The organism is Pseudomonas sp. NPDC087817 (assembly GCF_044742875.1).
GTDB lineage: Bacteria > Pseudomonadota > Gammaproteobacteria > Pseudomonadales > Pseudomonadaceae > Aquipseudomonas.
This window is the reverse complement of sequence record NZ_JBIUVJ010000002.1, coordinates 98769-119687: the sequence shown is the minus strand read 5'-3', so window position 1 is coordinate 119687 and position 20919 is coordinate 98769. Positions and strand designations below refer to the sequence as shown.

General features: G+C 57.4%; 21 protein-coding genes. 5 read left to right on the top strand and 16 right to left on the bottom strand.

Translation table 11 applies throughout. The annotated features are described in order from the left end of the window. Positions 1-92: 92 nt before the first annotated feature. The 3 genes from nhaB to ACIONG_RS02550 all read right to left on the bottom strand — a co-directional run bounded on the left by nhaB (position 93) and on the right by ACIONG_RS02550 (position 3541). The gene (gene nhaB / locus ACIONG_RS02560; protein WP_401296492.1) at positions 93-1595 is read right to left on the bottom strand and encodes a sodium/proton antiporter NhaB; all 1503 of its coding nucleotides are present in this window, start codon (positions 1593-1595) and stop codon (positions 93-95) included. A gap of 106 nt (positions 1596-1701) precedes the next feature. Beyond that, positions 1702-2991, bottom strand: coding sequence for a hypothetical protein (locus ACIONG_RS02555; RefSeq protein ID WP_401296490.1), 1290 nt, complete (start codon positions 2989-2991; stop codon positions 1702-1704). A gap of 283 nt (positions 2992-3274) precedes the next feature. After that, the gene (locus ACIONG_RS02550; RefSeq protein WP_103302093.1) at positions 3275-3541 is read right to left on the bottom strand and encodes a hypothetical protein; all 267 of its coding nucleotides are present in this window, start codon (positions 3539-3541) and stop codon (positions 3275-3277) included. 356 nt (positions 3542-3897) lie between these two features. On the opposite strand from ACIONG_RS02550, the gene ACIONG_RS02545 reads away from it, so the two are divergent. Further along, positions 3898-5223: a sigma-54 dependent transcriptional regulator gene (locus ACIONG_RS02545; RefSeq protein WP_103302092.1), complete on the top strand. Its 1326-nt coding sequence runs from the start codon at positions 3898-3900 to the stop codon at positions 5221-5223. A 94-nt stretch (positions 5224-5317) separates the two neighbouring features. Here ACIONG_RS02545 and ACIONG_RS02540 read toward each other — a convergent pair whose 3' ends face one another. From ACIONG_RS02540 to ACIONG_RS02500, 9 genes are all read right to left on the bottom strand, one after another. After that, positions 5318-6625: a transporter gene (locus tag ACIONG_RS02540; protein WP_103302091.1), complete on the bottom strand. Its 1308-nt coding sequence runs from the start codon at positions 6623-6625 to the stop codon at positions 5318-5320. A 45-nt stretch (positions 6626-6670) separates the two neighbouring features. Further along, a complete protein-coding gene (locus ACIONG_RS02535; protein ID WP_401296488.1) occupies positions 6671-7417 on the bottom strand; it encodes a hypothetical protein in 747 nt (248 codons plus the stop codon). A gap of 44 nt (positions 7418-7461) precedes the next feature. Next, complete coding sequence (locus tag ACIONG_RS02530) at positions 7462-8142, bottom strand: C39 family peptidase (protein WP_103302089.1); 681 nt, start codon at positions 8140-8142, stop codon at positions 7462-7464. Between the two features lie 63 nt (positions 8143-8205). Then, positions 8206-9234, bottom strand: coding sequence for a heme utilization protein (locus tag ACIONG_RS02525; RefSeq protein WP_401296486.1), 1029 nt, complete (start codon positions 9232-9234; stop codon positions 8206-8208). A gap of 73 nt (positions 9235-9307) precedes the next feature. Then, positions 9308-9880 (bottom strand): adhesin, encoded by a 573-nt coding sequence (locus ACIONG_RS02520; protein WP_401296484.1) that lies wholly within the window; start codon positions 9878-9880, stop codon positions 9308-9310. Between the two features lies 1 nt (position 9881). Next, positions 9882-10331, bottom strand: coding sequence for a hypothetical protein (locus ACIONG_RS02515; RefSeq protein ID WP_103302086.1), 450 nt, complete (start codon positions 10329-10331; stop codon positions 9882-9884). A 344-nt stretch (positions 10332-10675) separates the two neighbouring features. Beyond that, positions 10676-11200 carry an AAA family ATPase gene (locus tag ACIONG_RS02510; RefSeq protein ID WP_213028798.1) on the bottom strand — a complete coding sequence of 175 codons (525 nt, stop codon included), beginning with the start codon at positions 11198-11200 and terminating at the stop codon, positions 10676-10678. Continuing rightward, entirely contained in the window at positions 11197-11760 is a 564-nt protein-coding gene (gene pnuC / locus ACIONG_RS02505) for a nicotinamide riboside transporter PnuC (RefSeq protein WP_212808913.1), read from the bottom strand. The genes ACIONG_RS02510 and pnuC overlap by 4 nt, the downstream gene beginning before the upstream one ends. A gap of 286 nt (positions 11761-12046) precedes the next feature. Continuing rightward, positions 12047-13681, bottom strand: a complete 1635-nt coding sequence (locus ACIONG_RS02500) for a methyl-accepting chemotaxis protein (protein ID WP_212808912.1) — start codon at positions 13679-13681, stop codon at positions 12047-12049. 304 nt (positions 13682-13985) lie between these two features. Here ACIONG_RS02500 and ACIONG_RS02495 point away from each other — a divergent pair, with 304 nt between their 5' ends. Then, entirely contained in the window at positions 13986-14816 is an 831-nt protein-coding gene (locus ACIONG_RS02495; RefSeq protein ID WP_315445499.1) for an undecaprenyl-diphosphate phosphatase, read from the top strand. Then, positions 14813-15241 carry a DUF1294 domain-containing protein gene (locus tag ACIONG_RS02490; RefSeq protein ID WP_401296481.1) on the top strand — a complete coding sequence of 143 codons (429 nt, stop codon included), beginning with the start codon at positions 14813-14815 and terminating at the stop codon, positions 15239-15241. Before ACIONG_RS02495 ends, ACIONG_RS02490 begins: the two co-directional genes overlap by 4 nt. Positions 15242-15360: 119 nt before the next feature. Here ACIONG_RS02490 and ACIONG_RS02485 read toward each other — a convergent pair whose 3' ends face one another. From ACIONG_RS02485 to ACIONG_RS02470, 4 genes are all read right to left on the bottom strand, one after another. Continuing rightward, positions 15361-15720, bottom strand: coding sequence for an MmcQ/YjbR family DNA-binding protein (locus tag ACIONG_RS02485; protein ID WP_103302080.1), 360 nt, complete (start codon positions 15718-15720; stop codon positions 15361-15363). Then, positions 15717-16637, bottom strand: a complete 921-nt coding sequence (locus ACIONG_RS02480) for a LysR substrate-binding domain-containing protein (RefSeq protein WP_401296797.1) — start codon at positions 16635-16637, stop codon at positions 15717-15719. Before ACIONG_RS02480 ends, ACIONG_RS02485 begins: the two co-directional genes overlap by 4 nt. A 156-nt stretch (positions 16638-16793) precedes the next feature. Next, the gene (locus tag ACIONG_RS02475) at positions 16794-17753 is read right to left on the bottom strand and encodes a LysR substrate-binding domain-containing protein (RefSeq protein ID WP_197888430.1); all 960 of its coding nucleotides are present in this window, start codon (positions 17751-17753) and stop codon (positions 16794-16796) included. 682 nt (positions 17754-18435) lie between these two features. Further along, the gene (locus tag ACIONG_RS02470; RefSeq protein WP_016486462.1) at positions 18436-18888 is read right to left on the bottom strand and encodes a helix-turn-helix domain-containing protein; all 453 of its coding nucleotides are present in this window, start codon (positions 18886-18888) and stop codon (positions 18436-18438) included. A 224-nt stretch (positions 18889-19112) separates the two neighbouring features. Here ACIONG_RS02470 and ACIONG_RS02465 point away from each other — a divergent pair, with 224 nt between their 5' ends. Continuing rightward, complete coding sequence (locus ACIONG_RS02465; protein ID WP_401296479.1) at positions 19113-19850, top strand: metallophosphoesterase; 738 nt, start codon at positions 19113-19115, stop codon at positions 19848-19850. Between the two features lie 503 nt (positions 19851-20353). After that, positions 20354-20851, top strand: coding sequence for a hypothetical protein (locus ACIONG_RS02460; RefSeq protein ID WP_401296477.1), 498 nt, complete (start codon positions 20354-20356; stop codon positions 20849-20851). Positions 20852-20919 lie beyond the last annotated feature (68 nt).

Sequence of the window (20919 nt, the reverse complement as noted above, 5' to 3'; positions counted from 1 at the left end):
CCTGCTTGCGATAGCAATGTTTCAGTCACCATTTTCTGGGCTGACACACCGCTATCGCGAGCAGGCTCACTCCTACACTTTATTCGGTGTAATTACAGCCAGTAGCTGACCGCGTACCAGCCCAGCAGCCCCATCACCACGGTGTACGGTAACGCCATCCACACCATCCGCCCATACGACAGGCGCACCAGCGGCGCAATTGCCGACGTCAGCAGAAACAGAAACGCTGCCTGGCCATTTGGCGTCGCCACGCTTGGCAGGTTAGTACCAGTGTTGATCGCGATTGCCAGCGTCTCGAAGTGCTCGCGGCTCATGTGCCCGGCAAGGAACGCCTGTTTCACTTCGGTGATGTAAATCGTCGCAACGAAGACGTTGTCGCTGATCGCCGAGAGCAGACCGTTGGCAATAAACAGCATGCCCGGTTGTTGATCCACTGGCAGAGCCAGCACCCACTCGATCAGCGGCACAAACAGCTGTTGATCGTGAATCACCGCGACCACGGCAAAGAACACCACCAGCAGCGCGGTAAACGGCATGGCATCCTTGAATGCGCTGCCCAGACGATGCTCGTCGGTGATGCCGGTAAACGCGGTGATCAGCACAATCACCATCAAGCCGATCAGGCCGACCTCGGCGACGTGAAACGCCAGGCAGCCGATCAGGATCAGTGCCGCAGTGCCTTGCACCAGCAGCGCCGCACGTTGGCGCGGGGTGCGTTCGGCGTTGTCTTCGGCGGCGTAATTGGCCAACACGGCGCGGACGTTGTCCGGCAGCAGCGTGCCGTAGCCGAACCAGCGCAGTTTCTCCAGCAGTACGCAGGTGACCAGGCCGGCCGCCAGCACTGGCAGCGAAACCGGTGCGACTTTCTGAAAGAACTCCGCGAAGTGCCAGCCCATTTCATGGCCGATCAGCAGATTCTGCGGCTCACCTACCAGCGTACACACGCCACCGAGCGCCGTACCGACCGCGCCGTGCATCAACAGGCTGCGCAGGAATGCGCGAAACTGATTCAGATCATCGTGATGAAGTGTCGGCAGGTGTTGGTCGTCGCTGAACCCGCTGTCCTGACGCGGATCGTTACCCGACGCCACCCGATGGTAGACCGAGTAAAAGCCGACCGCCGCGCTGATGATCACCGCAGTAACCGTCAACGCATCGAGAAACGCCGAAAGAAATGCTGATAGAAAGCAGAACATCAGGGCCAGTGCCGCTTTCGAGCGCACGCCCAATAACAACCGCGAGAACAGAAACAGCAGCAGATCCTTCATGAAGTAAATGCCGGCCACCATGAACATCAGCAGCAGGATCACCGGGAAGTTGTGCACCAGTTCATCGTAGAGCGCCTGCGGTGTGGTCATCTTCAGCAGCAAAGCTTCGATCAACAGCAAACCGCCGGGCATCAACGGATAGCACTTGAGCGCCATGGCCAAGGTGAAGATGAACTCGATCACCAGCAACCAGCCAGCCGCGACCGGCCCCACCGTGAACAGCACGACAGCGTTAAGGATCAGAAATCCGACGATGGTCGCCTTGTACCAGCGTGGCGAGTGCCCGAGAAAATTTTGCGCGAACGCCTGGGCCATTGAACCGGACATCGGTTGCTCCTTGTTTTTAAGAAGCGCGCAAGTTGCCGGATGTGTCAGCCAAGTTCAAGTTGTTCCTGACTTGAACACGATTCCATGTAGGTGCTGCCGAAGGCTGTTATTGATTGAGATACCGCGCGACCATCGCCCGGTAGTTGCCATCCAGCGAATAGCCACCGACCAGAATGGCGTCATCCGATTGCACGGCCAGTGAATTCGCCGTGTCGAGGCTGCGTCCCAGGCGCGTACGCAACCAGCCGCGGCCCTGACCGAAACTCTGGTCAAGGCGCCCGTCTGCGCAGTAACGCGCGACGATGAAGTCGGCCTCGACCCCGCCAAGGGTGGCGCCCACTGCGATGATGCGGCCGTCTGCCATGCACTGGGCGGCGCTCCACTGACAGCCGCTGGGGCCGATTTCCAGCAAATGGGGCTGGCCGTTATTGCTGCACAGGTCCGGCCGGCCATTGAGGTGCAGGCTGAATGCCATGCATCGGATCGGGTCGCGGCTGCTGCCGAAGCAGTGCAGGGTGTCCGCCGATTCAAGGATCTGACTGACCAGAGCGCTTTTGCCGTGGGCCTTGAATGCCATGAAACCGTCTACCGCAAAACGTTCGTCCAGCCGGCCATCGGGCAGGTAACGCGCCAACAGGCCTTCCTGAGGAAAATCGATCGAGCCGCCCACCAAAATTCGCCCATCCTTCTGCAGCATCAGCCGGCTGAGCCAGGTGTTGAGCAGCAGATGGCGGATCATCACGAAACCGCGCCCGTTGAACGTGTCATCCAGGCTGCCGTCAGGCTTGAGGCGGATGAGCATGCCGGCGTGGTCGGCCAGTTCGAAGTGATGGTTGGCGATCAGTAGAATATGTCCGTCATCCTGCACCGCAAAATCGCAGGCCTCTGCGCCCGGCACTCCGGGCGGTAGCCAGCTGTCGCGGGTGCCCATGGACAAGTCGCCCGGTAGGCGCACCACTTGGTAACCGTTGTCACCGAAAGATTGATCCGGTTGGCCCTGCGCGTCGAACAGGGCAAGCGCGGGCAGGGTGCGGTGACTGTTTTCATAATGCAGGCCCGCCAGCAGGATCCGTCCATCGGGCAGCGCCTGCACTTTGCCGGCCATGGCTTCGAAGCCCGGGGCAAATGTATCGATCACGCTGCCTTGCTCACCAAAGGACAGATCGGCCGAGCCATCCGCCAGCAGGCGTGCCAAACCGAAACGGCTGCCCTCGGTGATGCCGACTTTGGCGGCAACCAGAATCCGCCCCTGCGCGTCGAGTGCGACATCCTGGGTCAGGCTGGACAGGCTGCCGGCGAAATACACCTGAGCCACGCCGGTGCTGGCAAACGATTTGTCGAGTTGACCGGCATTATTCAATAACGTCGGGAGCGCAACGGCGTTCAGGGTGGACATGCACGCATCTCCTTGCAAGTTGACCATGACCGGGGAACCGGTGGCTAACTGCATGAGCGGAACATTCAAAACCTGAACTAGAAGAAGTACAACTGTAAGAACTAACAGGTGGAGGGTCACACTGTGCCAGAACAGTGTCTTTTTGAACCAATAGCAAGCCTGCCAAGCAGTTACGCGAGAACGCGCTGCCAGAAGTTGTACAAAAGAATCGGGGGATAATCAGCAAGTGTAACTAACAAGAGGAGGGCGGATGACGTTGACGTCATCCGCAGCGCCCGGCTGGTCAGTGTGACATCGACCAGGATTGCAGCGCATAACCTTCTTTGCTCAGTTCAGCGCGGGCCTGTTGCAACAGTTGCTCCAGCTGCGCCGGATCGGAGTAGGTGCTGCATGGAATCTGTTTGCGGCCGATGTGCGAATTAGTGCGATCGATGACGGTCAGGTTCAGCTCGCCATTGCCGTCTTGTGGGGCCCAGGCCACGCATTGGAAAGGTTGGAACGCGCGGTTGGCAATCAAAAGAGCTTCGTTGATACGGAGCGGGGCGGTCATGGGGTCTTCTCTCTTTAGTGCCCAATCAAGTGATGTACCGTCGGTTGGGCTTACCGTTCGGCTGGTTACTTGTACTGATGCACGCAACCCGGGGGCAGGTCACACTCGAAACAAAGAAATTTCAACTTTCTTTCATTCATTCGGTTTTTCGAGCGCTTTTGAAAGGTTGTTGAAAGGTCTTTTACAGTGATTAAGTCGATAGCTAACTAATCAACCAGATTCTTATAACGAATTTACTTGTACACCTATAAGCAATCGATACAAGGCGCTGTCAAAATCTTGCTAACGTTACAGTCGGGTCTGCCAAATGACTGTTTTTACAATCATTTCTAATAATTTGGCGCCAAGGAACAGTCATGAGCGAAGCGCCTGCGTTACGACGTTTATTGGTAGTCGACCCCTGCGACGACTGTCACCGCTTATTGCCCGGTTTGCGAGCGGTAGGGTGGGATGTCGACAGTTGTACTCTGGAAAACGCCGCCGACCGCAGTTGTGATGTCGGCTTGCTGCGTTTGCAGCCTTTTCACCTTGAACGCCCTGAAGCCGTCAAAGAACTGATCAGCCGCAGCGGCACCGAATGGATCGCTGTGCTCAATCAGGAAGTCCTGCGTTTGCAGAACGTCGGTGACTTCGTCTGCGAGTGGTTTTTCGATTTCCATACCTTGCCGTTCGACGTGTCGCGAGTGCAGGTCACCCTCGGCCGGGCGTTCGGCATGGCGCGACTGCGCGGGCAGGGCACGATTCACGTCGATCAGCCCGAACACGAACTGCTGGGCGACAGCAAGCCGATCCGCGAACTGCGCAAGCTGCTGAGCAAACTGGCGCCGACCGAATCGCCGGTGTTGATTCGCGGTGAAAGCGGCACCGGTAAAGAACTGGTTGCGCGTACGCTGCACCGTCAGTCCCAGCGCCACAGCAAACCTTTTGTCGCGATCAACTGCGGGGCAATTCCCGAACACTTGATCCAGTCCGAACTGTTTGGTCATGAAAAAGGTGCGTTTACCGGCGCTCATCAGCGCAAGGTCGGGCGGATTGAAGCGGCCAACGGCGGCACGTTGTTTCTCGATGAAATCGGTGATCTACCGCTGGAATTGCAAGCCAATCTGCTGCGCTTCCTGCAGGAAAAACACATCGAGCGCGTGGGCGGCAGTCAGCCGATCCCGGTTGATGTGCGGGTATTGGCGGCGACTCACGTCGATCTTGAGGCCGCCATCGAGAAAAAACGTTTTCGTGAAGACCTGTATTACCGGCTCAACGTGCTGCAAGTCGTGACGGCACCGTTGCGAGAACGGCACGGCGATCTGTCGATGCTGGCCAACCACTTCTCGCATTTCTACAGTCATGAAACCGGGCGTCGTCCGCGCAGTTTCAGTGAGGATGCGCTGATTGCGATGGGCAAACACGATTGGCCAGGGAACGTGCGCGAACTGGCCAACCGGGTGCGTCGCGGCCTGGTCCTGGCTGAAGGTCGGCAGATTGAGGCGCGTGATCTGGGCCTGATCAGTCAGCAGTCGATCGCCACGCCCATGGGGACGCTGGAGGACTACAAGACCCGCGCTGAGCGTCAGGCGTTGTGCGATGTGTTGAACCGGCACAGCGATAATCTCAGCGTGGCCGCCAAGGTACTCGGGGTTTCACGGCCGACGTTTTATCGGCTGTTGCACAAGCATCAGATTCGGTAGAAGCCATAGATCAAAAGATCGCAGCCTGCGCCAACGCCTACATTTGAATCTTGTAGGCGCTAGCGCAGGCTGCGATCTTTTGCTTGTGCGTGGTTTAGAAGTAGTACGGGAATTTGAGGCTGAAGGAAAAGTCCGGGGCATCATCCGTAAGGCCGATGGACAGGTTAGGCACAATGGTCAGGTTGTCGGTGGCCGCAATGGTCATGCCGACGTTGAAGTAACCGGCGTTGGCGTCGCTGGACACCACCGATTGCCAATCTCCGCCATCCTGTTTCAGCTTGCTCTTGCGTTGCACCAGGTCAGACATCGAGAACGACATACTCATCTTCTCGTTCAGTGCAAAGGCGATACCTGCACCGATCTGGAAGCTGTCGCCGATCTTCACCTTGCCCGGGTTTTTCTGGTTGACGGTGGAGCTGATGTCGTCGAACGACTCTTCCAGGTTGTGGGTGTAGGACAGGCTACCGAACAGCACCGCCGGGTCGAACGTCTTGACCAGCGAGATGCCGGGCGTGACCGACCAGACGCCGTTGCCGGTCGGCAGGGTGTCAGGCACGAACAGGTTGGAGTTGGCATCGGTCTGACGCAACTTGATGCCGAAGGGGTCTTTGCCGGTAGGCGCCTTGACGCGCAAGGTGACCACGGCGTCCGGGGTGTTGACCGACTCGTCGAGGAACTTGTAGGCGATGCCGAAGTTGACGTCGCCGATGGTCGGGTCGCGGTCGACATCCTGCTCGGTGGTGACGTTGGACGCACCGCCATTGCCGCCGCCGGACTGATAGGTCGAATCGCGGTAGACCACTGGCACGTTCAGGTCGAACTGCCAACGATTGTCGAAGTTGTAGCGACCGGTGAGGTCAAGCGTCCAGGTATCCGCCTTGATCCGGTCAAGGTTGATATTGCCGAGGAAGATCGAGTCCAGCGCCAGGAAGCCGTTGAGAATCAACTGGCGAGTGTCATAACGCGAATAGGTGATGCCGGTTTCAAAGCTGAATTTGCCCCCACCGAAGAAGCCGCTGGCCTCGTCGTACAGGTTGGACACACTCTGTGCCGGTTGCGAATCGTCGGCCAGCGATTGCCCGTAGGAAGCGCCACTGCCCCCGGCGGCGCCCCCCGACGCTGCTGCGGCCCCGGTGCCGGTGGCCACTTTCGGATTGCCTTTCATGTCGGATGGCGATTTGGCCAGGCGTTTGGGTTGTGGAGCGGCGGGTTGATCTTCGACCTGGCGGACCCGTTGTTCGAGTACCGCCAGGGCCTTTTGTTGTACTTCGTATCGTTGCTTCAGCTCCAGAAGTTCCTGTTTCAGCGTTTCCACGTCAGCGTCGGGTGCTGCTTGCAGCATCGCGGCCGGTAGAAGCGTACTCAGACATACAGCGGCACGCAGTGATACTGATCGATACATGAATAAGCCGTCCCTTTAAGCCCAATGATCGAGACTCAGCGTAGTTCAATATCCGATATTGCGTAGTGCCCTGAGTTGAGTCAGGTTGCAGTCCAGTGCGCCGGCACTCATGCCGTTATTGTTCAACACAACGTTGAGTTGGGTCATGTTATTGACCACGTTGGCACTGCCGAGCAGACGGGTGTTCTGCAGCAAACCGCCCTGGGCCACTTGTTGCAGGGCCGTGCCCTGATTACCAGAAGCCTGAATGGCCATTTGTACGCCACTGCCGGTGGCCGAGACCGCGACGCTGCCGGCGGCGTTACTGGCGCCGATGGTTTGCCCGGCCATCAGGGCCTGTCCTTGCGCGGGCACCAGTGCCGGTGCCTGACTGGCTTCCGAAACGTTAATGGCAACGTTGTTATAGGCCGTATTGCTGTCGCCAGCGGCACGCACGCTTTGCGTCACGCCCTGGCTGCTGTCGAGGCCAGCGCCACCGGTGATTGTCCCGGTGCCCGTTGGCAGCGTGCTGCCGTTGCCGTGCTCCTTGATGGTTTGCACATAGAATTCTGGTTTGATTGTCGCTGCTTGAAGCTGCATCGAGGTCGCAGCCCCGATCAGATCACCACTGGCGTTGCGCCAGGTACTACTCATGACAATGCCGAAGCTGATAATCCGCCCCGGCATGACATAACGACCACGTAGCTCGGACAATTCCTTGTCCTGTATTTCTATAGGTTTGAATCCTGCATTGGCATAGCCTGACGCGCTCGCTGCCAGGCAGGCGGCGGCCAGCCAGTATGAGGTTTTCATCTGCTGCTCCCGGGACATCCAGCCCCATTCTTTATAATCGGCGATTAAAAGAAGTCGCTCTGTATGAACCCGAAGTCCATCAATTCAGCATCTTTGACAGGGTTGAAGTTATCCAGCTTGTTCTTGGCCGTCAGCGGTGTCGGCGGGCTGCGCAAGGCGTTGGCCTTGTCATATCCGGGCCCGACGATGGCGAAGACGATGCCGTTCCAACCTTTGACAAAGTCATCATGGGAGTAACGTTTGTGGCCCAGAACCGGGTCTCCGATGTAAACCCAATCCTTGTCCGCACGTTGCAACACCACGAAATGCTTGTAGCCGCGAATTTCCATCAGTACCACCACCGGGATTGTTACAGCGTCGAGTTTTTCCGGCGGAATCTTGTAGCCTCTGGCGCGCATGCCGATGCTTTCTATGTAGCGCTTCATGTCGAGCATGGAAAAACCCTGAGTACGAACAAGGTCCTGGTCAGCGTTGACCAGCATGCCTTTGATGATGTGCTCCTCATCGACGTCGAGCCAATAGCCTTGGCGTAACACCGTGGCCAGTGCAGCAGCGCCGCAGCTGAAATCGGTTTTCTGTTCGACAATGTCGGCAAACTTGCGCTCACGAATGCTTTGCACGTTCTTGTAGATGAGTGTGCCGCCGGGAAGGGCAGCCACGGGCATCTGCGCCGCCTGGGTCAGGCCAGACAGACAAAGCAGAGCGATGAGGGCAGTCTTACGCATGATCGATACGCCTTTGCGGACTGAGGAAAAGCCCCGTTTCCGGGGCTTTCGTTTCGATCGCGATTACATGCAGGCTTTGCAACCTGCAGCGATGGACAGCGAGTTGCTTTGTTGGTTGCCAACACCTGCGGCGTTGTTGAAGCCAGCGTTGCCGGAGAAGTTGTTGCCAACGTTGCTGACTGCAGCATTGTTGGTTACAGGGTTTTTCCAGCCGTCTGGAGTCATCACTTGTTGAGTGGTTACGCCAGCCAGACCGAAGACACCCACAGCTTCGAAGGTAGCTTTCTGATCTTTGCTACCGCCATGCCCACCGTTACCGCCACGGTCGTTGTTGCCGTAGCCGCCACCGCCGTGACCGTGATCGTCATCTTTGATGGTAGCTTCGCCAACGGCGCCGAACACGCCGACGGCGGCAACAGTGCCAGTGAGGGTATCTTTTTTGTAGGTTTGAGTGCCGTAGTTGCCTACGTTCAGACCTGTGGAGCTTTGGTTCGCAGCGGCAGCAGCCTGGGCCACACGGCCACCGGATACGGCGATTGCGAGGTTGTTTTTCTGTTGGTTGAAGTTGCCGGCACTGTTGTTCACGCCAATGTTGCCGGAACCGCCGTTACCCACATTGTTCAAGCCTGCGGTGTTGGTGGTGGAGTAGTTGGCAACGGAGTTGCTGGCGTTGACCTGAGTAGCGCTGGATGCAGCGACTGCGGTGCCGAAAATGAAGCTTTCGTCAGCAGTGGCCAGTGCGGCGGCGTTGTCTTGTTGGTTGCCGTCGCCAGCGGTGTTGTTCATGCCCAGGTTGCCGTTGGAACCGTTGGCCGAGTTTTCGATACCGGCACTATTTTTTGTGCCTTGGTTGCCGACTACGTTGCCTTGGCTGTTCTGCACATCGAGCACTGCGGCACCGGCGCCAGCGCCGATTTGCAGCAGTTCTTCGAGGGTAGGGCCTTTCGGATCATGGTTGTTGCCATGACCGTTGCCGTGCCCGTTACCATTACCATTACCATGATCGTCATCACGACCGCCTGCCTGTGCTGCGATTGCCATCACTGCTGCAAGTGCGAAAACCAGTGGTTTGAGAGCCATTGTAGGTTTCATGGTGTTTCTCCATCGTGCTTATTAGTTGGTTAAGTGTTGGTACTTTCTAATTGCACTGCTTTTGTTATTTGGGTCAGTCAGCGACCCGGATGCTCAGGGTGTTAGCCATTCGGTTCCCCACCCCGGCACTCTGGTTCACCTGAATCACCCCTCGGCTGCCGGTGAAGGCCTGATCACTTGTCGTGATCTGGCGACTGCCGGATGAGGTGCCAGTTGCTCCTGAGCTCGGTAAAAGCGCCACGTTCTGTTGCGACAGGGCGCTGTCGTCAACGCTCTGCGGCGCAGCACTGATGCTGACGCGCGTCACGTTGGCCATCTGGTTGTTGGCACCGGCGCCCTGGTTCACACCAAGGATCCCGTTGCCGTTACTGAAAGAGTTGCCGCCAATGGTTGCGCTGGCATTCATCGACGGATCGGCCGGTGTATCGAGCTTCTGCCTGACGATGGTGGTGGCGCTGGCCGAGGTGCCAATGGCGATTGCCTTGGTGTTGGTCTGTTGCATCTGGTCGCCGGCGGCCTGGTTGATGTTGTAGTTGCCGCGGTACTGGATGCCGGTGTCTTGAATGTTCGCGTCGTTCACTGAGCTGGGGTCCGCCATCGCGCTGGCGCAGCCGAAGAGGGCAAGCAGGAGCAGGGAGCGATTCATCTTATTGGCCTCCAGCCATGCGGGTCAGCGGGGCCAGGCCGGCGCCCATTGCGCGGTTGACGGTGTTGGAGATCGAGCCGCCACCGCCGCCGCCATGACCGGAGCTCATCCCTGGCAGGCCGTTGGGATTGCTCAGCACGTTCATGCCAGGCATGTTCGAAGTAGGGGTGGTGATGTTGCCGCGAATCGAAGAGCCGCTGGCGATACTGGCAAAGTCACCGTCATTGAGTTCGGTGCTGGTCATCGCTTGATTGATGCGCGCCGAAGGGTTGGCGTTGACGGTGGTCGGGTAGGGGTCTTTGCCCCCGCTGCGACCGATAGGGATCGGCTGGACATCGCGGTTGAGGACGATCACGCCATTGCCTTCGGCCTGAACGTTGAAACTGATGAACGCACTGGCCGCTGATCCGATCAGCAGGAGGCAGGTAAAGGTTTTATTGAAGTTCCCCACGGCTGCAATTCCTTCTTCAGTGGGCTGCCCTTGTCAGCGTTGTGAAGGAGAGAGCGAAAGCTGTGCCGCTTTTTAATTGCTTAGGATTTTCAATGAGTTACGCAGAAAGAGCGCGCACTTGATACACAAGCTGTTTCAGCGGTGAAACAGGCACTGCTGCGTTGAGCTGTCTATTGGCTGAACAATGCTCTGGGACAAGGGTTTGCGGCGCAGTGTTTCAGTAACGTAACAACGACAGTGTCAAACTGATCAATCCGCTGAAACGGGCCGTTTGCACGCGAGGAAGTGTTTCAGGAACGGACACTTTGCCCCCGAAACCGGGTAAACGGACCCACAAAGACGGGTTATTGCGCGAGCAGTTCCTCGACCGCTGCGAAGGCTCGAGTCTGGCGTTCAGCCCAATTGCCCTCTATGACCTTGAATGGCTGGTCATGGCGTTCCAGCCACTCGCGGGTGGCCTGGTAGAACGCCAGGCGCTGATCCAGACCCGGCTGGCAGCGCTGACCGTCATCGGTCCAGTCGATCTGCTCGGGAGACAGGAGAAGGTGCAGGTCGTAATGCCGCGCCAGCAATTGCGGCTCAAGCCAGGCCGGACAGTCGCCGAACAGCGTCTGGCTCCAGAGCATGTTGCTCAGCAGATGAGTGTCGAGAATCAGCAGCGGCGGCCGTTGCGCCCGAGCCTGATCTTCCCATTGCAGTTGCCCGCGAGCGATCTCGGGAATGTCGGCCAGACGGGTGTCGCGAGGGTTCTGCTCGATAAACCAGCGCACGTACTCGTCTACCCGCAGCCCGCCGAAACGTTGTTGCAGGCCGGCCGCCAGCCAGCTCTTGCCGGTGGACTCGGGGCCGGTCAGCACCACGACCTTCATGTGCGCAACGCCGGATCGGCGCGCCATTCGCGCCAGCCCTGAATCGCAATCAGCGTGAACAAGGCATACAGGGCGGCGGTGAGGTACAGACCCTTATAAAGAAACAATCCGACGAAAATCACATCCAGCACGAACCACAGCGCCCAGCATTGCAGGCGTTTCTGTGCCATCCACAGCTGCGCCACCAGGCTGAAACCGGTCAGCGCCGCGTCCAGCCAGGGTTGCGCGGCGTCAGTCCAGTGCGCCATGGCGGCGCCCAGCAACACGCTGCCGATGGCGCCCACGCTCAGCCCCAGCATTATCGAGCGAGCATCCAGGTGCGTGACCTGACGTCCGTCGTGCATCGTCCCGGCGCGGGTCCATTGCCACCAGCCATAGACTTGCAGCGCGGCATAGATCACTTGCAGCAACATGTCCGAATAGAGCTTCACTTCAAAGAAGACCCAGCTATAGAGCAGCACCATGACCAGCCCGATCGGCCAGCACCACGGATTCTGTTTAACCGTCAGCCACACGGCAATCACACCGAGAGCGGCGGCAAACAGTTCAAGCCCGGACATGTGGGTTCCTTGGAGGGAGTTGAGGAGGGGGCGGATTGTACCCAGAAAAGCTGTAGGAGTGAGCCTGTCCGCGATGGCTTCGGCTCCGTCAACAATGATGTTGAATGTTCCGCCCTCATCGCTGGCAAGCCAGCTCCCACAGGGTTTTGAGTAATGCCCAAGATGGGTGGGCATGGCATAAATCCTTGTGGGAGCTGGCTTGCCAGCGAAGGCGGTATGTCAGCACGGTAGATATTGGCTGACATAAACCTGTCTCCAGCAGGCTCACTCCTATACTGGGGCGGTGCTAGACGCGGAACTGACGCAGCAGGCTGTTCAATTGTTCGCTCAACTGGCCGAGCCGCACGCTGGCGGCACTCGACTGCTCGGCTGCGATGGCCGTGCTGTGCGACAGCCCGGCAGCCTGGGTCACGTTCTGATTGATGTCCTCGACCACATGCGCCTGTTGCAACGTGGCGCTGGCAATCGATGCATTCAGGCCATTGAGATTGCGCAGCGCCTGGCCGATAGCGTTCAGGCTGGCGCCGGCCAGTCCGGCTTGTTCAATGGTCAGTTGCGAAGCTTTGCTGCTGTCACCAATCACCTTGACCGCTGCCTCGGAGTGGTTTTGCAGGCGCTCGATCATCGACTGGATTTCCGCCGTCGACTTCTGTGTACGCTGCGCGAGCAAGCGCACTTCATCTGCCACCACGGCAAAACCACGCCCCTGTTCACCGGCCCGGGCCGCTTCGATGGCCGCATTCAGTGCGAGCAGATTGGTCTGCTCGGCAATCGAGCGAATCACTTCCAGGACGCTGCCGATCTGCGTGCTTTCGGCGGCAAGGGTGCGAATCACCTCTACCGCTTGATCGATAGTGCCGGACAGCTTGTCGATCTGTTGCAGGCTACCGTCAATGTTGATCTGGCCTTGCTGCGCCTGGGCCTCGGCATCACGCATTTCGGCGGCGGCATGCTCGGCGTTTTTCGCCACATCCTGCACACCGTAGGTCACCTCGTTGATCGCGGTGGCCACCAGTTCCATCTGCTGCGATTGCTGCTGGCTGCGCTGCTGGGCCTGCGACGCATCGTTGCCCAGTTCGCTGGACGACTGGCCCAGCGCGCTGGCCGAGACCTGCAAGTCGCCGATCACCCGGCGCAGTTTGGCCGTAAACGCGTTGAAATGATGAGCCAGCTCAGTCACTTCATCCTTGCCATGGGTATCGAGGCTGCGGGTCAGGTCGCTTTCACCGCTGGCGATGTTGGCCATGGCGTTCACGGTTTCCTGCAGCGGACGGACGATGCTGCGCGCAATCAGGATCACCAGCAATGCCATGATCACGGCGATGGCCAAGCCAATGACCGTGGCCTTGATCACCTGTCCCTGGAACTCGGCCTGCACATCGTCCACATACACGCCAGAACCGAGCACCCAGCCCCATGGCTCGAACAGTTTTACGTACGAGGTTTTTGCCACGGGCTCACTGGCACCGGGCTTCGGCCACCGGTAATCGACCATGCCGGCGCCTTTGGACCTGGCAATGGCAACCATCTCGTTGAACACCGCGAAACCATCCGGATCGCGAATTGCCGAGAGATTCTGGCCCTCGAGTTTGGGGTTGGTCGGGTGCATGACCATCACGGGGGTGAGGTCGTTGATCCAGAAATAGTCGCTCTGGTCATAACGCAGACCACGGATGGCGGTGAGCGCCTGCTTTTGCGCAGCCTCTTTGCTCAGAGTGCCGGCGGTTTCCAGGTCGTGGTAGTAGGTCAGCAAACCGCTGGCGGTCTGCACCACATGCTGGGTTTTCTGGGCTTTGGCGCGATACAGGTCATCATGGATCTGCTTGAGCATCAATACGCCCAAGGTCAGCAACATGACCACTGCCACCACCAAAATGAGCCACAAGCGTCGGCTGATCGACACACTGCGCAAGCTGTTCATAACGCTGTCACTCCGGATTCTTTTTCTTGTAATAAACGACCGCCAGCATCCAACCACGATTTCGCGGTCAGGCATACGCGACCCAAGTCGTATAACGCGGCAGCGCTATTAAGGCTTGTCTGTTAGGATTTCGGCCCCGCGCGTGAAAACCTGAATCCAAGTTGATATTTCACGGAATTTTGACCCTTTCGTGTGGATCCTGTGCGCGCGGAATCGGTACAGCAACAACCAGCTACGCTGATCGCAGTGAACGTAAAAAAATACTATCGGGGCATGCCTGCGTGCATCGCTCTTTGGGGGATTGATGGATCTTTGGACCGCCTTGCAGGCACTGATACTAGGAGTTGTAGAAGGGCTGACGGAGTTTTTGCCCATTTCCAGTACCGGACACCAGATCATCGTTGCCGATTTGCTCGACTTCGGCGGCGAGAGGGCCATGGCGTTCAACATCATTATTCAGCTCGGCGCGATCCTCGCGGTGGTCTGGGAGTTTCGCCGCAAGATTCTGGATGTGGTGGTCGGTTTGCCAACACAGCCAAGCGCACGGCGTTTCACCGCCAACCTGCTGATCGCGTTTTTGCCCGCCGTCGTGCTGGGCGTGATCTTTGCCGACCTGATCCACAAATACCTGTTCAACCCGATCACCGTTGCGGCGGCGTTGGTCGTCGGCGGGATCATCATGTTGTGGGCTGAACAACGTCAGCATGAAGTGCACGCAGAAACGGTTGATGAGATTCGCTGGACCGATGCGCTGAAAATCGGTTTCGCCCAATGCCTGGCCATGATCCCCGGCACATCGCGTTCTGGCTCGACCATCATTGGCGGCTTGCTGTTCGGTCTGTCGCGCAAGACGGCCACCGAGTTCTCGTTCTTCCTTGCCATGCCAACCATGGTCGGTGCTGCGGTGTACTCGGGCTTCAAATACCGCCATCTGTTTGTCCCGGCGGATTTCCCGGTGTTCGCCATCGGTTTCGTCACCGCGTTTATCTTCGCGATGATCGCAGTGCGTGGCCTGCTCAAGTTTATCGGCAGCCACAGCTACGCGGCATTCGCCTGGTATCGGATCGTCTTTGGCCTGTTCATTCTGGCGACGTGGCAGTTCGGCTGGGTGGACTGGGCGGCGGCCAAGCCATGAGCGATTCCCGCGCACGCCGTCCTGAAGGTCGCCCCTCTGGCGGCCATATTCAGCATCTGAAATTGAAACTGGTGGTGCTGGTGATCGTCTGCGCGCTGCCGTTGTTCGGCTCGCTGTCGATGTGGCTGCGCGGGATTTCACTGGTGCCGATGGCCGCGTATGGAATCGTCAGCGTGTTGGCGTTCTTCATGTACTGGGCCGACAAACGCAAGGCCCGGACGGATGCATGGCGTACGCCGGAGAACATCCTGCACGCGGTGGAACTGGCCGGCGGCTGGCCAGGCGCGTTGATTGCTCAGCAGGTGTTTCGGCACAAGACGCGCAAGGTGTCGTTTCAGGTTCTGTTCTGGGTCATCGTCCTGTTGCACCAGGTGTTCTGGATCGACCAACTGTTCCTCCGTTTGAACCTGCTCAATCTGTTCTAAAGACCTGCAAAAAACCAATGCAGGAGCGAGCCTGCTCGCGAAAAGGCTGTGTCAGACAACATCATTGTTGAATGAAAGTCCGCTTTCGCGAGCAGGCTCGCTCCCAGAGGGGATTAGAGTTAAAGCAGTAAGCCCACCTGAGTTTTCTTCGGCAACTTGCTCACCACCAATTGATGTGAGCGCTGCAACAACCCCTGTAATTCCTCGGCGCCCAGCGGGTAGGGCGGGTGCATGATGATCCATTGTGCCCGGGCCAGATACGGCGCGGGGTGGATGCCCGGTCGATCGCAATGGCCGAGAAACAGATCCTTGTCGACCTTGAATGCCAGCGAGTCGCCGCGCAGCCCCTGCAAGGCAAACATCTTGTTGCCGGCAATCGAAAATACCCGCACGCCACCCCACTTGTAGTCCTCCCGCGCACCGGGCAATGCCAGACAGAACGCCGCAACGTCCGCTTCGCTCATCTTTCCCTTCTTCATAACAACCGCTCCCCACAGGCATTGAACGATTCGACCAGGTGATCGATCCACGCGCGCACGGCTGGCATCACGCCGCGCCGATGCGGATACACCGCTTGCAGCCAGCCGCCGGGCAGCGACCATTCGGGCAGCAACTGCACCAGCGCGCCGCTTTGCAACTCCGCTTCGCAATACATCATCGGCAACATCGTGAAGCCCTGGCCGGCCAGCACACAGGTCTTGCGCACGATAAAGTCGTCGATGCCCAACCGTGCTTCCATGTTCAGTTCGAAGCTTTCGCCTTGTTGATCGAGCAGGCGTACGTGGACCATGCGATCGGCCTCCAATGCACCGAGCACCGGCAGGCTCTTCAGGTCTTGCGGATGATTGATCGACTGACCTTGAATAAACTCCGGGCTGGCCACCACGACCATTTGCGCCTGACGCAAACGTCGCGTCACCAGCAGCGGATCTTCGTCGCCCAGTTCTCGCACGCGCAAGGCCACATCGAAACCTTCTGCAACCAGATCCACCCGACGGTTGAGCAGCACGACTTCCAGTTGCACCTGAGGGAATTTGCCGAGGAAATCGCTGATCACCCACGGCAGCATTTCCCGAGCCAGCCCCGTCGGGCATGACACGCGCAGGCGCCCGCGTGGCTCGGTGGACATGCTGGCGACGGCTTCGTCGGCCATTTCCGCTTCCAGCAACATGGCCTGGCAGTGGCGCAGATAACGCTCACCCACGGCGGTGAGATTGAGTTGGCGGGTGGTGCGTTGCAACAGGCGCGCGCCGAGACGCTCTTCCAGTTCGGCGATTCGTCGCGACAGCCGCGATTTGGGAATACCCAGCAATCGGCCGGCAGCTGCAAAGCCGCCAGCTTCGACGACTTTGGCGAAGTAGTAGAGATGACCTGTTTTCCTAGCCGCACCATTAATCAAAACTAGATTTATTGAATAAAACCAATGTGTTAAGGCCCAAAAGGTTTTGACGATTCGTCAATAATAACGCTCGAAACGTCACTGATGCTCTCCCTGAGACTAGCGCTCAAACCACCCGAATCAACCCCTCCGGTTCATCAATTATTGAGATACTTAAAGAGGACGGTCGCCGCACTGATCGAATGCATGCGCCAGACATTCGAGCCAGGCCCTTACGGCTGGCAAGACTCCCCTCCGGTGTGGGTACACCGCTTGCAACCAGGCAGGAGGGCAGTGCCACTCTGGCAGTAGTCGCACGAGCTTCCCCTCGGCGAGTTCCGATTCGCAATACATCATCGGAAGCACCGTAAAGCCCAGTCCGGCCAGCGCCATTTCTTTACGCATCGAAAAATCTTCGACCCCTAGCCTTGCGGGCATGGTCAACTCAAACCGTTCACCTGTCTCGTTGAAAAGCCGCGTTCGCGATAAGCGATCCGGATCCAGTGCTCCGAGGAACGGTAGAGCAGTCAGTTCTCGCGGATGCCCGAACTTTCGACCGTCCGCGAAATCAGGCGAAGCCACCACTTCGGTATGGGCTTCACGTAGCCTCCTTGTGATTAGGTTGAGCTCCTCATCGTCCGCCTCGCGAACCCTGAGGGCGACATCAATCCCCTCATTGATCAGGTCAACTCGACGATTGACCAGCAGCAGATCGAGCTCCACCTGCGGGTACTTCTCTAAAAATTCCCGCACAATCGGCGTCAGAAATTGACTCGCCAAACCCACCGGGCTGCTCACTCGTAGCGGCCCTCGTGGCACGCTAGCAGCGCTAGCCACCATCTCATCAGCCAGATCGGCTTCAATCAGCATCGCTTGGCAATGCCTCAAGTACCGCTCGCCCAGAGTGGTCAACTGCAGCTTGCGGGTGGTGCGCTGGATCAGCCGAGCATTCAAGCGCTCCTCAAGCTCAGCGATTCGACGGGAGAGTCGTGATTTGGGTACTCCCAAGATACGGCCTGCTGCAGCGAAGCCGCCTGATTCGACAACCTTAGCGAAGTAAAACAAATCGTTCAGGTTTCTAGGATCGCCGGTAGGCACGTAATTTAAATCCAGTGAAGAGCGGTGAGTAGGCATCCGGCCTGAAGTGGTTGGACTCACAGATGGCTGAGCGCCTCGCCATTGAAGGGGCTCAACATACTATGAAACTGCTCTCGTCCAGATCGTCTTCACAGCCAGTGCCACAGCCAGCGTCGTAACCACAGAATGGGGACGTTGGGACGGCTAAAAACAGCTTAGGTACGTTATCACAGCGTGGCGTTTTTAAGGGTCACGAAAGCGTTGAGTCCATGGAATTGATGAGGACTTGAACACGCTGAAAGCAGCGCCATCCCCGCAGGTCGGACGGGAGCTGAACCTCATGGCCCGTGATCCGAGACGAGCGCTTTAGAAGCGTCGATTTGGATCTTGCCGTCAATGATCCTCCTATGCCCCGATGCCTGTCCGTTCTTACTCACCGTCGAGACAACAAGGTCAATTGAATCCGGAGCTATCCCTCAAAAATCATAGATTCTTGGAGTGTGTAAAGTGGACACAGCGTCACGTTTGCCTTACGTGCATCGAAGATCTCTATTTTTCGAGTTCAGGTTGAGAGTTCTTCCAGTCTCAACTTCGCGGCGTGCTGCTACGGTGGCGGTCAGGCCAGACGGAATGTCTCAGTCCCTCTCAGCCAGGGAACATGGTTACCCTGCAAAACCTGACGCAGCAGAAGCTCCACCAGCCCAGCACTCACCTCCCGCTGAACTCACTTCGCCGACAATCATTTCCTTTTCAGGTGGTTGCTGACTGTCTGCCTGGCGATTCCCAGCCGCCTCGCAACCTCCGCCTGGGTTAGCCCCTGATCCATAAGTTCGATGATCTGAGCATGCAGCTCCATTCCAGCGACGACCTCTGGATGTGGATCCTTGGTAATCCCAGAAGGGATTTTGCTCCCCAGCAGGTCTTGATCACTGAGGTCGCCCCATAGGTGATTTACGACCTCCTGCGGGGTTTGATCACGCTCCGCTGCATACGCCAACACAAGCAAGGTTAGGGGATCCACATTCAGGGCTTTAGCAAGCTCTTGGCTGACGTCGAGGGTCACCGAACGAGCCCCAGCTTCCAAGCGGCTCACATAGGAAGGATTGGCGGCTGGTGCCAGTTGCTGCTGTGAGACCTCACTCCGTTTACGGAGAAAACGAAGCGCGGAGGCGTATGCGATGCGAAGCGACATGAACGTTCCTGGCAAACGCAACGATATGCTGGGATTGCCTTGTCACAAGCAAATGCCTATAGTCAGTGCATTCAAGTTGAGGGGCACTGGCGCGCTCGCATGAGGCCAAAGCCAGCCATCTTCTTCAATATACGCTTAAACCGAATTTTAGCTCCGAGGTGTCGCGAGCCGGGTCATCCCTCTCAGCCACGCCTCCAGCAGCAAGGCCCGAAGCGCTCAAACCAATGAAAGTACTGCTCTACTCAGACCTCCACGTGGAGTTCGCACCGTTCCAGCCACCCGAGGTGGAGGTCGACTTGGTCGTGCTCGCCGGCGACATCGGTATCCAAGCAAGAGGTGTGTTGTGGGCAAACGAGACCTTCAAAAGCAAGGTGATCTACTGCGCCGGCAACCATGAGCACTACAAGGGCAACATCGACAGGACGGTCGAAAAGATGAAGGCCGCAGCCGCTGCCAATGTCCATGTCCATGTGATGGAGAATGAGTCTTTGATTGTGGGCAACGTACGGTTTTTGGTTGCTACAGGGTGGACGGACTTCAGTAGTACTGGCGACGTGGTCGCAGCGAGCATGACGTGCGCCCGCGAGATGAACGACTTCAAGGTGATCAGGGCTGACTCAAATTATCGTCGTCTACGGCCAGCTGATGTGATTGCCAAGAACGCAGCCAGTAAAGACTTTATCAGTCGAGAATTGAGCGAGCCGTTTCCTGGCAAGACCTTCGTTGTAACGCATCACTGCCCAATCCCTGAAGTGGCGGGTGACGAACATGATGGGCATGTCAGTGCCGCCTACTTCAACAGATGGCATGGGTTGGTCGAGCAAGCGGATTTCTGGGCATTTGGTCACACGCACCACTCGATCGACAGGGTGCTGGGCGGGTGCCGCTTACTGTCAAACCAGCGCGGTTATCCGCAGGAAGAATGCGGGTTCGATCCTCGCAAAATCATTGAAATTGCTTGAAGTGTGGAGAGTATTTAGTGTGTGAATTGACCGAGTTCCCCGCGCGGGTTGCGCGAGCGACCGTGATCGAGTGGGGCGTGACCATCGATGCATATCTCTTGGACGCCGCGATGGTGGGTAACCGCTACACCGCTCTGGTGTATCAAGACTTATCCGGGGTCAACGCAGATGGCATGACTGTAGTAACGCCTGAAGTTCGGGCTGTCCGTGAGCATGGCGGTTGCACTCTGGTGCGTAGTCTAGGTGGCCAGGATCATTACGTGATCGTATCCACGCTTTCGTAGATCGAGGGGCAGGGCCTGAAGCTCCGTCTACCCACGAAAGGGTACTGTGGAAAATCTAATTTTTAACACTGCGGCCAGGGGTGTTGTCGCTGCCTGAATTTCCCTCGGGATAGCAACGGGGCGGCTGGTTGAAAGTTTCGGGTGGGCTCAAGTATGCCAGCGAGGCTTCCGGCTGCTCAGCGCTTAGGGCAAAACTCATTTAAGTACTTAAGGAAAGGTATGTCTGAACTTATTAAGAAAGCACTCACCGTCAAGAATTATGACCTGCAGGGTAGTAGTGATCTTGACGCTCTTTACAGCATGGTTCGATGCGAAGATGATAAGGGTGATACTGTCCACTTCAAACAAGTTGTAATGCTTAACTATCTGAAAAGGCATGGTGCCATGAACACCGATACGCCGCACATTTGGTATTATAAGCATCTTAATAAGAAGGCAATCATTCTCATCGCAGTTGAGAAGGCTAACGGAAAGGTTGAGTACGATATTGATCAAATGCGACGTGTCGCTAGATCTACTATTCTTAAAGGTCTCGTATATGGAGTGCTTGCTATTCCCGCAGGTGTGATCATCGCGACGGCTACGTACGGGCTTGGTTTGTTATTCATCCCTTATGGGCTTTATTTGAGTTATAGAAGTGTTTTCAAGTTTCCGAAAATGTTGCGTCGCCAAACATTAGTAAATGACCTGGCAGCGCATGGTGTAGTAGTGCGCTAGCCTACTTCATCCAATAGAGTAGGCTTTTCGGATAGCACGGTATAAAGCGAGGCCTCGCCACAATGGGA

Excerpts from the sequence above, each read along its gene's own strand:
- ACIONG_RS02485 (WP_103302080.1), bottom strand. The coding sequence starts at position 15,720 with ATGAAGAAGGGAAAGATGAGCGAAGCGGACGTTGCGGCGTTCTGTCTG.
- ACIONG_RS02540 (WP_103302091.1), bottom strand. The coding sequence starts at position 6,625 with ATGTATCGATCAGTATCACTGCGTGCCGCTGTATGTCTGAGTACGCTT.
- ACIONG_RS02530 (WP_103302089.1), bottom strand. The coding sequence starts at position 8,142 with ATGCGTAAGACTGCCCTCATCGCTCTGCTTTGTCTGTCTGGCCTGACC.
- ACIONG_RS02525 (WP_401296486.1), bottom strand. The coding sequence starts at position 9,234 with ATGAAACCTACAATGGCTCTCAAACCACTGGTTTTCGCACTTGCAGCA.
- ACIONG_RS02550 (WP_103302093.1), bottom strand. The coding sequence starts at position 3,541 with ATGACCGCCCCGCTCCGTATCAACGAAGCTCTTTTGATTGCCAACCGC.
- nhaB (WP_401296492.1), bottom strand. The coding sequence starts at position 1,595 with ATGTCCGGTTCAATGGCCCAGGCGTTCGCGCAAAATTTTCTCGGGCAC.
- pnuC (WP_212808913.1), bottom strand. The coding sequence starts at position 11,760 with ATGTCCGGGCTTGAACTGTTTGCCGCCGCTCTCGGTGTGATTGCCGTG.
- ACIONG_RS02460 (WP_401296477.1), top strand. The coding sequence starts at position 20,354 with ATGTCTGAACTTATTAAGAAAGCACTCACCGTCAAGAATTATGACCTG.
- ACIONG_RS02475 (WP_197888430.1), bottom strand. The coding sequence starts at position 17,753 with ATGCCTACTCACCGCTCTTCACTGGATTTAAATTACGTGCCTACCGGC.
- ACIONG_RS02470 (WP_016486462.1), bottom strand. The coding sequence starts at position 18,888 with ATGTCGCTTCGCATCGCATACGCCTCCGCGCTTCGTTTTCTCCGTAAA.
- ACIONG_RS02490 (WP_401296481.1), top strand. The coding sequence starts at position 14,813 with ATGAGCGATTCCCGCGCACGCCGTCCTGAAGGTCGCCCCTCTGGCGGC.
- ACIONG_RS02495 (WP_315445499.1), top strand. The coding sequence starts at position 13,986 with ATGGATCTTTGGACCGCCTTGCAGGCACTGATACTAGGAGTTGTAGAA.
- ACIONG_RS02520 (WP_401296484.1), bottom strand. The coding sequence starts at position 9,880 with ATGAATCGCTCCCTGCTCCTGCTTGCCCTCTTCGGCTGCGCCAGCGCG.
- ACIONG_RS02510 (WP_213028798.1), bottom strand. The coding sequence starts at position 11,200 with ATGAAGGTCGTGGTGCTGACCGGCCCCGAGTCCACCGGCAAGAGCTGG.
- ACIONG_RS02465 (WP_401296479.1), top strand. The coding sequence starts at position 19,113 with ATGAAAGTACTGCTCTACTCAGACCTCCACGTGGAGTTCGCACCGTTC.
- ACIONG_RS02545 (WP_103302092.1), top strand. The coding sequence starts at position 3,898 with ATGAGCGAAGCGCCTGCGTTACGACGTTTATTGGTAGTCGACCCCTGC.
- ACIONG_RS02500 (WP_212808912.1), bottom strand. The coding sequence starts at position 13,681 with ATGAACAGCTTGCGCAGTGTGTCGATCAGCCGACGCTTGTGGCTCATT.
- ACIONG_RS02535 (WP_401296488.1), bottom strand. The coding sequence starts at position 7,417 with ATGAAAACCTCATACTGGCTGGCCGCCGCCTGCCTGGCAGCGAGCGCG.
- ACIONG_RS02555 (WP_401296490.1), bottom strand. The coding sequence starts at position 2,991 with ATGTCCACCCTGAACGCCGTTGCGCTCCCGACGTTATTGAATAATGCC.